This window comes from Cylindrospermum sp. FACHB-282 (assembly GCF_014697195.1).
Taxonomy (GTDB): domain Bacteria; phylum Cyanobacteriota; class Cyanobacteriia; order Cyanobacteriales; family Nostocaceae; genus Cylindrospermum.
In genome coordinates this window covers 107,206-120,652 of record NZ_JACJRJ010000001.1, presented here as the reverse complement: position 1 = coordinate 120,652, position 13,447 = coordinate 107,206, and the positions used below count along the sequence as shown (strand labels likewise).

At 42.4% G+C, this 13,447-nt stretch carries 13 protein-coding genes; 7 read left to right on the top strand and 6 right to left on the bottom strand.

Going from position 1 to position 13,447, the window contains the following annotated elements:
- The first annotated feature begins 113 nt into the window (after window positions 1-113).
- The 5 genes from H6G32_RS00505 (at window position 114) to H6G32_RS00485 (ending at window position 6,445) form a co-directional block, all read left to right on the top strand.
- Entirely contained in the window at window positions 114-308 is a 195-nt protein-coding gene (locus tag H6G32_RS00505) for an NAD(P)H dehydrogenase subunit NdhS (protein WP_190453246.1), read from the top strand.
- An 89-nt stretch (window positions 309-397) separates the two neighbouring features.
- Entirely contained in the window at window positions 398-1,054 is a 657-nt protein-coding gene (locus H6G32_RS00500) for an HAS-barrel domain-containing protein (protein WP_190453493.1), read from the top strand.
- A 348-nt stretch (window positions 1,055-1,402) separates the two neighbouring features.
- A complete protein-coding gene (locus tag H6G32_RS00495) occupies window positions 1,403-3,601 on the top strand; it encodes a cation:proton antiporter domain-containing protein (protein ID WP_190453243.1) in 2,199 nt (732 codons plus the stop codon).
- A gap of 365 nt (window positions 3,602-3,966) precedes the next feature.
- A complete protein-coding gene (locus H6G32_RS00490) occupies window positions 3,967-4,905 on the top strand; it encodes a UDP-glucuronic acid decarboxylase family protein (RefSeq protein WP_190453241.1) in 939 nt (312 codons plus the stop codon).
- Window positions 4,906-5,053: 148 nt separating this feature from the next.
- Entirely contained in the window at window positions 5,054-6,445 is a 1,392-nt protein-coding gene (locus H6G32_RS00485; protein ID WP_190453239.1) for a UDP-glucose dehydrogenase family protein, read from the top strand.
- An 81-nt stretch (window positions 6,446-6,526) separates the two neighbouring features.
- On the opposite strand, the gene H6G32_RS00480 is transcribed toward H6G32_RS00485, so the two are convergent.
- The gene (locus H6G32_RS00480; RefSeq protein WP_190453235.1) at window positions 6,527-7,321 is read right to left on the bottom strand and encodes an LmeA family phospholipid-binding protein; all 795 of its coding nucleotides are present in this window, start codon (window positions 7,319-7,321) and stop codon (window positions 6,527-6,529) included.
- Window positions 7,322-7,642: 321 nt separating this feature from the next.
- Between H6G32_RS00480 and H6G32_RS26575 the strand changes: the two genes are divergently transcribed.
- Window positions 7,643-8,029, top strand: coding sequence for a hypothetical protein (locus H6G32_RS26575; RefSeq protein ID WP_242046459.1), 387 nt, complete (start codon window positions 7,643-7,645; stop codon window positions 8,027-8,029).
- Between the two features lie 89 nt (window positions 8,030-8,118).
- Entirely contained in the window at window positions 8,119-8,559 is a 441-nt protein-coding gene (locus H6G32_RS26570; RefSeq protein ID WP_242046458.1) for a hypothetical protein, read from the top strand.
- Window positions 8,560-9,287: 728 nt separating this feature from the next.
- On the opposite strand, the gene H6G32_RS00470 is transcribed toward H6G32_RS26570, so the two are convergent.
- The 5 genes from H6G32_RS00470 to H6G32_RS00450 all read right to left on the bottom strand — a co-directional run bounded on the left by H6G32_RS00470 (window position 9,288) and on the right by H6G32_RS00450 (window position 13,389).
- Window positions 9,288-9,506 (bottom strand): type II toxin-antitoxin system HicB family antitoxin, encoded by a 219-nt coding sequence (locus H6G32_RS00470; RefSeq protein ID WP_190453232.1) that lies wholly within the window; start codon window positions 9,504-9,506, stop codon window positions 9,288-9,290.
- Window positions 9,503-9,712, bottom strand: coding sequence for a type II toxin-antitoxin system HicA family toxin (locus H6G32_RS00465; RefSeq protein WP_190453490.1), 210 nt, complete (start codon window positions 9,710-9,712; stop codon window positions 9,503-9,505). Before H6G32_RS00465 ends, H6G32_RS00470 begins: the two co-directional genes overlap by 4 nt.
- A gap of 129 nt (window positions 9,713-9,841) precedes the next feature.
- Window positions 9,842-11,092, bottom strand: coding sequence for a competence/damage-inducible protein A (locus H6G32_RS00460; protein ID WP_190453229.1), 1,251 nt, complete (start codon window positions 11,090-11,092; stop codon window positions 9,842-9,844).
- A gap of 280 nt (window positions 11,093-11,372) precedes the next feature.
- Window positions 11,373-12,128, bottom strand: a complete 756-nt coding sequence (locus tag H6G32_RS00455; protein ID WP_190453226.1) for a Uma2 family endonuclease — start codon at window positions 12,126-12,128, stop codon at window positions 11,373-11,375.
- A 214-nt stretch (window positions 12,129-12,342) separates the two neighbouring features.
- A complete protein-coding gene (locus H6G32_RS00450; protein ID WP_190453224.1) occupies window positions 12,343-13,389 on the bottom strand; it encodes a glycosyltransferase family 4 protein in 1,047 nt (348 codons plus the stop codon).
- Window positions 13,390-13,447: the final 58 nt, after the last annotated feature.

Here is a 13,447-nt window from a genome sequence, read left to right as displayed (position 1 = left end):
TTTTTTAATTTTGAATTTATAATTGGAGCGAAGCGGCTTTGATCATTAGTAATTTGACAACTAACAACTAACAAGTATTAAGCTAAGAAAAGGAAATAAGCGAGGGTAAAAACATGATCCTGCCTGGAGCAACTGTTCGCGTTAAGAATGCTGCAGATATCTATTATCGGTACGAAGGACTCGTGCAACGGGTGAGTGATGGTAAGATAGCCGTGCTATTTGAAGGTGGTAACTGGGATAAATTAGTTACCTTTCGTCTACCAGAGTTAGAACTCGTAGAGACCACAGGAAAGAAAAAAGGGAAATAATTACTAGTCATTAGTCATTGGTCATTGATCATTAGTAAAAGACTATTGGCTATTGACTAATGACTCATAACTAAGGACTAATGACGACTATGCGCCTTCCCTTGCCACAGTTTGCTACTGGCGATCGCCAACCTAACCATATTGCGGAGGTGATCGAGACCACTACTACCGAATTTTTGGCACAATGTTTGGAACCGGACGACTTGACTTTTCCCCCCATGCCACCTTTTGGTAGTTGGGTCTGTTCTGTGGATGAAGAGTCAGGCAATCAGGTTTATGCTGTGGTGTATTATGCCACGACCACGCCCATAGACTCTGTACACCGGGCAAGGGCCTTGGGGTTGTCTTTGCAAAACTTGCGCGAGGAACAACCCCAAATTTTTGCCATGCTCAAAACTGAATTCCGTGCGGCGATCGTCGGCTTTGAGCAGCCAACCCATAATATAGGTTATAACGGAAGGGTATATCAGTATCTACCACCCCGTCCTCCACAAATACATCAAGCTGTTTATCGGTGCGAACCAGAAGCGATAATTAAGTTCACCGAAGAGCTAGATTTTTTGCGGACAATACTTTTGATCAATGGCGCCCCTGTAGAGTCTTTAGCCGCAGCTGCTATTCGATTCGTGTACCAGTTACGCAAAGCCGACCGACAATGGCTGATCAAAGCTGGACGTAACCTAAGTGTGCTGCTGAAAGACGATTATGATCGCTTACGATTTATTTTGAGTCAAATCCACCCATAGGTAGTTAGCTTTGAGACAACTGCCTAGATAGTGTAAATTTATATTTTTTAGTTTTGTTCAGGGTCACTAACTATCACAAAATTCCTGATCATTTCTTATCACGTCTTCTGGGATGAATAGATAATGGGATGCAGTGCGGATATTGGATTTTTGCAGTTAAGTCTGAACTTTACATATCTAAGCTTGTAGTTGTTGACAGATGGTTCCCAAGTTCTCATACTTGTTCCCACTGCGGAAAAAACACTATCTTTTAGATGAAAGATTGTTTGACTAAGAACATTGTGGATTCAGTATCGACAGAGGTTTAAACATCGCAGACCCACCATCGCCCCCTTAACCGTCCTACCTATGGAACTCATATCACAAGTTCTTGGTTTGGAACCAATTTCCCAAGTTCTCGCCAAAGAACCAATTATTCCTTTTGCCATTTTGCTCGTGGTCATTTTAGTTGTACCCATTTTATTTGAGCGGCTAAGACTACCAGGATTAGTAGGTTTGGTTCTCTCTGGGATAGTACTTGGACCATCAGGTTGGAATTTATTCCATTCTGATTTGCCGGTGATGAACCTGCTATCAGATATTGGGTTGGTTTACTTGATGTTCGTAGCCGGACTAGAAGTTGATATCAAACTATTTCGCCGACGCAAAAATCGTTCCTTGGGGTTTGGCAGCTTTACATTTAGTGTACCCTTAGTGGTGGGAACCTTAGTAGGGCGGATTTTTGGCTTTGGCTGGACTGCTGCAATATTAATTGGCTCTTTATTCGCTTCCCATACCCTTTTGGCATATCCGATTATTAGTCGCCTGGGACTGGTAAATAGCGAAGCGGTGACTGTCACAATTGGAGCCACGATTTTTACTGACATTAGCGCACTATTAGTATTAGCAATTTGTGTAGCTATTCATACTGGATCATTCAGCTTACTAAATCTAGTCACCTTATTAGGTTGGTTAACTGTTTACGCCTTTGTTGTTTTGATCGGCTTTGATTGGGCAGGCAAAGAATTTTTTCGGCGGTCTGGAGATGACGAGTCCCACCAATTTTTATTTGTGCTGCTTTCCTTATTCCTGGCTGCTGTGGGCGCTCAATTGATTGGGATCGAAAAAATTGTTGGCGCTTTTTTAGCAGGTTTGGCAGTGAATGAAACCCTGGGTGAAGGGCCAGTTAAAGAAAAAGTGGTATTTGTTGGCAGCGCGCTGTTCATTCCCATTTTCTTTGTTGACATTGGTTTGCTCATCGATCTGCCTGCATTTGTCAACAGCCAGGGCACAATGAAGTTAACACTCTTCATTGTAGTTGGTTTGATTGCCAGTAAATTTATTGCAGCTTTGTTGGCAAAAGTGATTTACCGCTATAACTGGCAAGAAATGCTCATGATGTGGTCGCTTAGTATGCCCCAAGTGGGTGCAACATTAGCCGCAACTTTAGTGGGACATCGGGTTGGATTGCTACCACCAGAAGTATTAAATAGTGTGATTATTTTAATGCTTGTAACATCAACTTTGGGGCCTTTGATTACTAGTCGGGTAGCTGGGGGTTTGATGAATTCCCTAGCCGAGGAGCCAGGGCTAATCGCCCTTTCTGACCAGAACCCAGAGGGAGCAAATAGTACTTTTACTATAGTCGTACCCGTCTATAATCCCCAGACTCAGCAGTATTTGATTGAAATGGCGGCATTATTGGCGCGTCAGTGCAATGGTAGAATTGTTCCCCTAGCGATCGCACCTGCTGCTGCTCAAATGGATGCACCCCGGTTAGCAGTTTCTCTGCAACGGAGTGAGCAGTTACTGGCAAAAGCCAGCGCCCAGAGTCGAGGTTTGGGCGTGACGACAGAACCATTGCTGCGAATCGATGATGCCTTCGCTCCCGGAATTAGCAGAGCAGCTCGCGAACAAAAGGCGAGTTTAATTCTGATGGGTTGGGGTAACCGTACTGGATTGCGAGCGCGTCTATTTGGCAATGTTATTGATAGTGTTCTTTGGGCATCTCATTGTCCAGTAGCGGTGACACGTCTGGTGGAATCACCGAAAAAAATTCAGCGTATCCTCGTACCCCTGGAAAACTTAATCGCACCCGCCCTACAGCCTGTGCTATTTGCCCAAATGCTGGCTGAGGCCAATCAAGCTCAAGTTACGGTGCTGAACGTGTGGGTTAGCGAAGCTGGTCGTATGGCTAGAGGATCTGCTACGGCAACGGCTAGCGTCTCCAAGAGAAGACATCACCACACCAGTTCCAATGAAATCGCTGCTAGGCGATCGCATCTCTCCCAATTACTGTCTAAATTAGCTTTGTCCAATCCACCAGAAATCCAAATCATCGCCCATGACAATGTAGCCCAAGCAATCTTGCAAGCAGCGCGATTATATGATTTAGTGGTGTTGCCATTTATACGCAACAAAACAAGCCCTGGAGGCTTAGTCATTAGCGATGTCATCAGCCAATTAGCTAGGGAACTCACCTGCTCGATCATCATCCTTGGAGAACCGCAACACACTCAAACAGCATTGCTTCCAACTGGAACTCCCAATATCAAAATTGTTGTGTAAAAAAATGCAAAGATGAGACAATATAATTAATTTTGCATTGTTACAAATGTCGGAATTATTTATTACCTTACTCTAGGAAATATGGAATTTTAGTACCAATGACAATGACTGTAAAACACTTTATATTGTTGAAGATTTGATGAACTATAACTAAAAAAACCACAATGATCAGAATATATTTGTTATTTTGCTAATTGAACTATACAGATAGGGCTGACAAATATAACAAAATTGGTAAAAATCTACAAATACCTTTTTATTTATCCCTGTTGGTCATATATTGTTGTATCCAACTTGGGTCATCTAAAAACAAGCGCAATAGCTGCTGAAAATAACTGAAAATATCTGTAACTAATTGGAAAAATATGAGAATTTTGGTGACTGGTGGTGCTGGGTTTATTGGTTCCCATCTGATTGATCGACTAATAACTGATAGGCATGAAGTAATATGCTTAGATAATTTCTATACAGGACATAAACGCAATATCCTCAAATGGCTAGATCATCCATACTTTGAGTTGATCCGTCACGATATCACCGAACCAATTCGGTTAGAAGTGGATCAAATTTATCATCTGGCTTGCCCTGCTTCCCCAGTACATTATCAGTACAACCCTGTCAAAACCGTTAAAACTAACGTGATGGGAACGATGAATATGTTGGGTTTAGCTAAACGGGTCAATGCTAGGTTTTTATTAGCTTCCACCAGTGAAGTGTATGGAGATCCAGAAGTTCATCCCCAAACTGAAGATTATCGAGGTAGTGTCAATCCCATTGGCATTCGTTCATGCTACGACGAAGGCAAAAGAATTGCTGAGACTTTGGCATTTGACTACTACAGACAAAATAAAGTCGATATTCGGGTGGCCAGAATATTCAATACATACGGCCCCAGGATGTTAGAAAACGATGGTCGGGTAGTGAGCAACTTAGTCGTTCAAGCATTGCGAGGTATTCCTTTAACTGTGTACGGTGAAGGTACACAAACCCGTAGCTTCTGCTACGTATCAGACCTAGTAGAAGGGCTGATGCGATTGATGGATGGGGAGCACATTGGGCCAGTAAATCTGGGTAATCCTGATGAATACAGCATTTTAGAATTGGCACAAGCAGTGCAAAACATGGTTAACCCAGACGCACAAATTAAGTTTGAGCCATTACCTGCTGATGATCCGCGTCGTCGTCGTCCTGATATCACAAGGGCAAAGACCTGGTTAAATTGGGAACCTACCATTCCTCTGCAAGACGGGTTAAAACTGACAGTAGAAGATTTCCGCGAGCGTATCCAAAACGATATCAAGTAGTCAGGCTTTTGAGTACTGTTTAGGGCTACTCTGAATCTCAGTGCAGCCTCACTCTCTTAGTGGCTGGGCTTGACCCCTGTTTACAGATTTCGTGCTGAAAGCTTCTGAATTGTCGAAAAACCCGAAAAAAAGCGAGGACTTAAAGAAAATGCGTGTTTGCGTAATTGGTACTGGTTATGTTGGTTTAGTCACAGGTGCTTGCTTGGCTCATATCGGGCATGATGTAATTTGTGTAGATAATAACGAAGAAAAAGTCAAATTAATGAAGTCTGGCCAGTCCCCAATTTTCGAGCCGGGACTCTCAGAAATTATGCAGTCTGCCATTAATACTGGAAAGATCGAATTTTCCACAGATTTAGCGGCTGGAGTCACCCACGGCGAAATTCTGTTTATTGCAGTGGGAACCCCTCCTTTGCCCACTGGTGAAAGTGATACCCGTTATGTAGAAGCTGTAGCTCGTGGCATTGGGGTAAATCTCAACGGTGGTTATAAGGTAATCGTCAATAAATCTACAGTGCCTATTGGTTCTGGTGACTGGGTGCGGATGATTGTTTTAGATGGCATTGCTGAACGTCAGAAAACACTAGTACCCGCAGGTGGGGTAGCAATTGACGAGAATCTACCTGAGATTACAGCCCAGTTTGATGTAGTCAGTAATCCAGAGTTTCTGCGTGAAGGTTCGGCAGTTTACGATACATTTAACCCTGATCGCATTGTCTTGGGCGGCAATAGTCAAAAAGCGATCGCCTTAATGAAAGAACTGTATGCCCCAATTGTCGAGCGTCAGTACGCCGTTGATCAGTCTTTAGCACCTGTACCAGTACTGGCAACAGACCTGAGTTCAGCAGAAATGATCAAATACGCCGCTAATGCCTTTTTGGCCACCAAGATTAGTTTTATTAACGAAGTTGCCAATATTTGCGATCGCGTCGGTGCTGATGTCACCCAAGTAGCAAAAGGCATCGGTCTAGACTCCCGCATCGGTAATAAATTCTTACAAGCTGGCATTGGTTGGGGTGGTTCCTGCTTCCCCAAAGACGTCTCCGCCCTCATTCACACCGCTGATGATTACGGCTACGAAGCCCAGCTAATGAAAGCATCTGTCAGCGTCAACGAACGCCAACGGCTAATTGCTCTAGAAAAACTCCAACAAGTCCTGAAAATCCTCAAAGGTAAAACTGTCGGACTACTCGGACTCACCTTCAAGCCAGATACCGACGATTTGCGCGATGCCCCAGCACTTAACCTCATTGAACAGCTAAACCGACTGGGAGCCAAAGTCAAAGCCTACGACCCCATTGTTTCCCAAACAGGTCTACGTCATGGTATTTCTGGCGTCCTAGTAGAAACCGATGCCGAACGGCTAGCTGATGGCTGCGATGCTTTAGTACTCGTCACCGAATGGCAGCAGTTTAGCACCTTGGACTATGTCAAAATGGCAAAATTAATGAACCATGCCGTCATCATTGACGGTCGTAACTTCCTCAATCCTGAAGAAATGGTGCGGGCTGGGTTCCAATATGTGGGTATAGGCCGCTAAAAATTAATTTTTAATCAAATACCCAAAAAATTAAACCGCCGCCTAGATTTTTTTTAGGCGGCATTTAATTTATTTTTCATCTCAAGAACTACGGGGAATTCGTTCTATTTCCGCATATCCGCTAAAAATTAACCTTTGTCCCTCAGTATCTAAACGGTTGAGACGCATTTTCACCCCATCGAGGTCAAAGCGATCTAAATCGACCATATTATCCAAAATTTCCACCAGTGCCACGCTCAAAGTTTGGGAAATTTCTCGTTGCGCTTCAGGCACCAGATCAAGTTCAATTTTCGGGTCTTTAAAAGAAACCCGCCGCCGTCTTTCAATGCTGATACCAACAGTCATACTCAGGGGGATGAGTTCACCGTTGTTTAAATCCGCCTGTGCTACAAGATGCAGGCGATTGTGTGGCAATAACTTTACTTGGACTTCCGTAAAAGAAACAGGTTCACCCCCAGATAAAGCCGTCAAGGCTGGGACAGAAAGGTTAAGCAAGCGCTTCTTTACCAGTTCCGCCCTAAAAGAATCATTAATCCCATCTTCTGACAAAATCACTTGAGCTACTGCTTGGGTGGGTTGCTTGAGGTTGAGTTTGCCACTCATCACCGAGCCAAAGTCAATAGCAACCGCATCAGTTTCAAAAGACATTTCCTCAACTGCAAAATCTCTCCGAATCACCAAGCCACGTCCGCTCATTTTAAAGCTGTCAATGCTGCCTTGCAACAGTTTGCTGGAGGGATAGCAGCGCACAAAGACTTCTACTGACTCGCTTTGGGTAAACAGGTGGCGAATCGTTTGGCTAGCGACTGTATTGAGCATCCGCTCTCCCCAATCAGTGCCTTTGGGATCTGTTAAACCAGTAAGTCCGCCGAACATTAGGTTTTTGGTCTCTAGAAGTTCTTTGTACTTTTGTAACAAACTATGAACAATACTGCAAGCGATCCCGTAATAGGTTGTGCTGATGAATCAGAGTAGGATAACTGATGGTTGTTAAATGACTGTATCGGATATGACATTTTTTTGCTTTGTTCGTACTAAATATTTTGTTCGCAATTCGTGACGGCGTGCTTTATGTGCGCCATAGTTCACAAGCACTCTTGACGGCTGATGATGTTGATAAGGACGAATGATAGTGTTATTAGTTGCTTATAAGTGGGAACACTAGAAGGAGGTATAAACTGCTCACCGCTACTAAAAATGACACAGCCAAATACTATAGAACTTGCAAAGCAGGGTGATACAGGTGCGATTAATACTCTGGTAAATGAGTGGTTAAACTCGCCCAGTATTAAGACAAAAACCACTCTAAAACAAGATTGTCTACAAATAATGCTGGAATCAGCCAAGGTTCCAGAGCAGCAAACATTAGTTCCACCGATTCGTGATGCATTAATGAATTTAAATATTCAATCTATTACAAAAGTCAAAATATATGGAAGAGAGACAGGAGAAGATTTTCCAGATTGGCAACAAGAATTTGAGTTAGAAGTAAAACTCAATTCCTCTTTGTCAGTACCTCAAACAGACGGTAAATTATCTGTTCAAAAACCATCTTTTTTCAATTCGCTGTTTGGGGCTGATTAGGTGGAAAAACAGCAATTAAAGCTGGTTTGGGTCTGTTGCGAATTACGCCAGGTGTTGGAGCCTTAATTGGGGCTAGTTCAAATGCAGTAATGATCTATGCATTAGGTTATGCAGCTTGTAAATTTTATGAGGCAAAGCAGAATCCATTAACTTTAAAAGCAACCTTGATAGATGTTCAAGCGGAGAGCGAAAAATATCTCGAAGCTGCTATTTCTCAAGAGAAGATTATGGATCAAATACTAGTTCATGTTGTGTTAGCAGGTAATCCAGATAAATCTTGGGAGGATATTTTGCCAGAATTACAAGCTGCTAACCTTAGCCCTGCCTCAATTGAGGCAATTGCAGCACACATCAAATCACCACCATCTTTAGAAAGATTACTTGAGCAAATAAATAGTGATTTTGCTGTACCTTTACTAGCTCAATGTGAAAAAATTGCTAATTTAGATGGGGTAATTACACCTGAAGAATCTAATGTCATAGAAGCTATTAATCAAAAGTTAAATCATTATTTAGTTACCATTCAATGAAGGTGTGATTTTCCTGAAATTGGCTAGACTAATCAAGCGATCGCCTTTTTTTCCATCTCTACATAGGAAACGCGATTATTTGTAAAATATTTATATACGGAAAATAGCGTAGCATAAGTCGCAGATTTAATATCACTTTTTAGCTTCGAGATAATTAAACTCGTCAACAAGTTTAATTAAAATCTTAAATTAAGCCAAACAAGCTGATTAACCAGGTTTATCAGTAACATTTATGACTGTATTTATGAGACTCAACAAACTATTAGTAAGTTAAGCCTAAATCAAATATAAATAGGAGAATATTTTGCCCAAAAATTTAGTAGCTTTTATAGCTAGTTTTATTTTTAGCATCGTAGCCATAATTGTAATTCAATGGCTGATTAAATTCTTCAATGTTCCTGCATTTACTAGTGTTAGTATTGCTTTATTTTGCAGCTACAGCTTGATTATTTTTAGTTTAATACATAATTTTCTATTTAAAAATAAGATAAATAAATAAATTAACTGAGCATCCGTAAGGGAGAAAATCCAAATGCCTCAACCAGAGTAACTAGTTGATTAAAAGTGGTAATTTGTGCGTTAGGGAACGCACACTACGAGTAGCGTCAAGAGAAGCATCAAAAAACGATTGGAAGAACCTGGAACGAGGGTAAATTTGTACAGTGCGTAAGTGAAGTTTAAAAAATGCGTAGACGAAGCCCGTCGTAGACATCGCCCCTCCCTAATTCTCAAGCTATTTGGTAAATTGCAGGTCGATATCTCGGTTCAGGAATTGGTCTACCTTCGATTTTGGCGACTTCTAACCATGCTGCTTTTGCTTGCAATACGAACCGGAGAGCTTCTTCTTCTGTTGAACCTAATGCAGAACAGTATTTCAAATCAGGAATATCCGCAATATAGCCTTCATCTTCTTCACTGTAGAAGATATTAATGTGATCGTTTTTCATCCTTCATCCACCAAAGTGAGTGCATATTCTTCAATCAAAATCTGAAATTGACGAATTTGATAGGTAACAGCTTTACCATTTCGATTTTGCAGATTAACAAGTTCAGGAATATTCGGATGAGTAAAAATATGGTGACTGCCATTAATCCGTGATAGAGAAAATCCAAATGCCTCAACCAGACTAACTAGTTGATTAAAAGCGGTAATTCGTGCGTTAGGGAACGCACACTACGGGTAGAATGCGTCAAGAGGTGCTTGCGGTAATTCGTGCGTTAGGGAACCCACGCTACGGGTAGAATGGGTCAAGAGATGCTTGTCGTAGACATCGCCTATTCCCTACCTTGTCAACAACCGCCGGCGCAAATTATCCAACGCTGCATTTGCACTCACATGACGAGTTAAAGCACGTCCCCGGATAGTCCCAAAGCGATATTCAAAACTTGTCACTTCATCCTTTGGCCCCGCTAAACCGACATACACCAAACCCACCGGCTTGTCATCAGTTCCCCCAGTTGGGCCAGCAATTCCTGTAATACTTAATCCCCAAGTAGTTGAGAGACGGGTTTTTACCCCAATGGCCATCTGTTCAGCTACAGTCGCACTCACAGCGCCAAACTTATCTAAATCTTCTGGGTTAACCCCCAGCAACCCAACCTTCACCGAATTATCATAAGAAATCACCCCACCCCAAAAGTATTCAGAACTACCAGAAATCTCGGTCAACATTTGCCCTAAACCTCCACCAGTGCAGGATTCAGCTACCGATAAGGTTTCCCCTGATGTCCGTAACAACTTACCCACCACAGAAGCCAGGGTTTCATTATCAGCGCCGTAATAATCTAAACCTGCAATATCTATTAGTTGTTTGGCAATTGGTGCAATTAACTCCTCTGCGGCTGCTGCTGAAGTTGCTTTAGCAGAAACTCGCAGCCTGACTTCTCCCTTACCTGCATAAGGCGCTACCGTCGGGTTAGGTAAATTCAAATAAGCAGAGACTTTTTCTGCCAAAGCAGATTCACCAATTCCCCAAAATCTTAAACTCCGGCTGTGAATAATTTCCTGACCCCAACCTTGGCTTTTGAGAAAGGGGACTGCCGTTTCTTCCCACATCCGATACATTTCACTGGGAACACCAGGAAAGGTGAAAATCGTTAAATCTGGTCGGGGTTGCCAAATGATACCGGGTGCAGTGCCTGTGGGGTTGGGTAAAACTTTTGCTCCTTGGGGAATCAAGGCTTGTTTGCGGTTGCTTGGTGTCATTTCCCGACCGCGTTGAGCGAATTTCTCAGCTATATCTTCAATAACTTCTGGGTCTTCTACCAAGGGGACACCAAAAAAATCGGCGATGGTTTCACAAGTGAGGTCATCTGGTGTGGGGCCAAGACCACCGGTAAAAATAAGAATTTGCACTCTGGAAGCAGCAATTTCTATAACTTGCTTGAGTCTTTCTGGATTATCCCCAACCACTGTTTGATAGTAGTGGGGGATGCCTAACTGGGCTAACTGCTGGGCAAGATATTGAGCATTGCTGTTGAGGATATCTCCTAGCAGCATTTCAGTACCAACACAAATAATTTCTGAACTCATCGGATTTAGGAATGGTTAATTGCTAGGAAAAATTATGACTTTAGGACTTACGCACCATAGAAATTTACCCTCTTTTTAGGCTTTTTTGATGCGTTAGGGAACGCATCCTACAGGTAGGATGGGTCAAGAGACTTATAAAAAAACCATTTAAACACTCTGAAAAAATGGTGAATTTGTTCGGTGTGTAAGTCCTAATCCTAATTATGTAAGGTTTTTTATTTTAAATCCTTTTCAGGAATCCAAGCTGATTCCTATATCATTGTTATTTATTGTTATGTGTTTACTCCAACGGGGGCAAATTATTCGGGTCAATACCTTGAGATTGTAAATAAGCAATCAATCGTTCTTTTTGCTGGCGTTCTTGTTCGGCTCGTTGGCGTTCTTGTTCAATTTGCTCCACAGCCCAAGGTAACAAATTACCAGCTTCATCCCACCAGCGTAACCAATAACCAGGGCGAGTTTCTTTTGTTCCTTGCCAAGTTCCCAAAAATAAGCCCATTGTCTCAACCCAATGACGACCATTTTCGTCGGGTTGCTTTAACTCGTAGCGTTTATTTTCTAGTTGATAAAATTCCAATAAACCGCTTTCTGGTTCAAAAATAATGTAGATGGGAACCTGCAAAATTTGCTCGTAGAAAAACCATTTTCCTGGTGGATAAGTTCGCTTTACTGAATATTCGCCCCCTTCTGTGTCGGAGAGAAATTCCATGACAATTTCTGGAATCTCACCTTCTAAATGGGGTGTATAACTTTTGCGATTTCCCAAAATTTCTTTAACTGATGGCACATAAACCCAGTCAGGTGCTTTGATAATCAATTGCTCGTTGACGGTTGCACAAAGACCAAAATTTGAGGCTATCAACATCTGGGGTTTGATGAATCCACTAATTTCTAGGCTTTCACGCAAGGCACCTGCTAAAAGTGGTTGACCGGTATTCTCCACTGGTTCATCCTCTAATTGAAAATCGTTGGGCAACGCTTCCCAAGAGATTACCAGTTCAGTTAGGGATTTGGCTTCACGGAGTTGGGTTGCCATAAACACAGCATGAATTTAAATTTATTCTTTTATTTTATCTTTATTGCGCTTCCCGTGGGATGGGCATTGGGAAACCGATGAATAAATTCACACAGTTTGTAAAAAGGACGCTTTATTATCAGCGCTGGGGAGATAAAAATACATATTTCATTTTTTGTCCTAAATAAATTCAGTGGTTTTATTGTGAGTTTTGATGGTCTAGTTTTAACGAAAATCAAGACTGTCGAGAAAGTTTCCATACTCGCCAGATAGCGTAACTTAAAAGTGAGGTGGCAGCACAGGCGTAAGTAATGCCGCTAGGGATGCCAGCAATAGCTAAAGCCAAGCTTCCCACCCATAGAGTTAAAGAGTAAATGAACAAAACTGTTAATCTGTGGGATAAGCCTGCTTGTAGCAGTCGGTGATGCAAATGACTTTTATCCGCTACAAAAGGCGATTTACCCCGACGTAACCGCGCTAAAATCACGGCTGACATATCAACAATCGGCACTGCCAAAATTAGATAAGGCAATAATACAGCAGTGAAAGCAGGGATTTTGACTAAACCAATTACACCGACAGCGGCTAGGGTGAACCCCATAAAATAAGCCCCGCCATCTCCCATAAAGATTTGTGCGGGGTTGAAATTATAGCGGAGAAAGCCTAGGGCTGCACCTGCTAAAGCGGCAGCAATTAGGGCTGCTGCTGGTTGGCGCATAAATAGGGATACTACCAGCATCACTACAGCGGCAATTCCAGATACCCCAGCGGCTAATCCATCTAAGCCGTCAATCCAGTTAATGGCATTGACCATCCCTACTAGCCAAATGATTGTGATTGGTAAACTCAGCCCTGCTAGGTTAACTATGCCGACTGTGGGAACGCTAATAAAATCTATACTTACGCCTGCTTTCCATGCAGCGGCTGCCACAATAACTTGCATTAGCAGGCGTCCTAGGGGCGATAGGTTTAATAAATCGTCTGCTAAACCGATGAGAAAAAAGCCGACACCTCCTAAAATAACGCCCCAAATTTGCCATTCTTTTTCTGGCGACAAATTGCCAAATCCGCCTAACCACCAGACAATTAATAGGGAGGCAAAAGTGCCGGCGAAGATAGAAACTCCTCCTAGGCGTACCATTGGACGTTGATGAACTTTGCGATCGCCTGGTTGATCTACACGTCCACTTTTTAGGCCAATGTTTTTGACATCAGGCGTAGTCCAGAGTACGACTACTGCGGCGAGAAGGAAGGCAATCAGATGATATATCTGAGAAGGCATTGGTATTTTCTTATACGTAGTTTATTAGACACAAGTGAGTGAGGGCTGTTTCTACCTA

Excerpts from the sequence above, each read along its gene's own strand:
- H6G32_RS26570 (WP_242046458.1), top strand. The coding sequence starts at position 8,119 with ATGATCTATGCATTAGGTTATGCAGCTTGTAAATTTTATGAGGCAAAG.
- H6G32_RS00485 (WP_190453239.1), top strand. The coding sequence starts at position 5,054 with ATGCGTGTTTGCGTAATTGGTACTGGTTATGTTGGTTTAGTCACAGGT.
- H6G32_RS00480 (WP_190453235.1), bottom strand. The coding sequence starts at position 7,321 with ATGTTCGGCGGACTTACTGGTTTAACAGATCCCAAAGGCACTGATTGG.
- H6G32_RS00505 (WP_190453246.1), top strand. The coding sequence starts at position 114 with ATGATCCTGCCTGGAGCAACTGTTCGCGTTAAGAATGCTGCAGATATC.
- H6G32_RS00495 (WP_190453243.1), top strand. The coding sequence starts at position 1,403 with ATGGAACTCATATCACAAGTTCTTGGTTTGGAACCAATTTCCCAAGTT.
- H6G32_RS00500 (WP_190453493.1), top strand. The coding sequence starts at position 398 with ATGCGCCTTCCCTTGCCACAGTTTGCTACTGGCGATCGCCAACCTAAC.
- H6G32_RS00450 (WP_190453224.1), bottom strand. The coding sequence starts at position 13,389 with ATGCCTTCTCAGATATATCATCTGATTGCCTTCCTTCTCGCCGCAGTA.
- H6G32_RS00455 (WP_190453226.1), bottom strand. The coding sequence starts at position 12,128 with ATGGCAACCCAACTCCGTGAAGCCAAATCCCTAACTGAACTGGTAATC.
- H6G32_RS00470 (WP_190453232.1), bottom strand. The coding sequence starts at position 9,506 with ATGAAAAACGATCACATTAATATCTTCTACAGTGAAGAAGATGAAGGC.
- H6G32_RS26575 (WP_242046459.1), top strand. The coding sequence starts at position 7,643 with ATGACACAGCCAAATACTATAGAACTTGCAAAGCAGGGTGATACAGGT.
- H6G32_RS00490 (WP_190453241.1), top strand. The coding sequence starts at position 3,967 with ATGAGAATTTTGGTGACTGGTGGTGCTGGGTTTATTGGTTCCCATCTG.
- H6G32_RS00460 (WP_190453229.1), bottom strand. The coding sequence starts at position 11,092 with ATGAGTTCAGAAATTATTTGTGTTGGTACTGAAATGCTGCTAGGAGAT.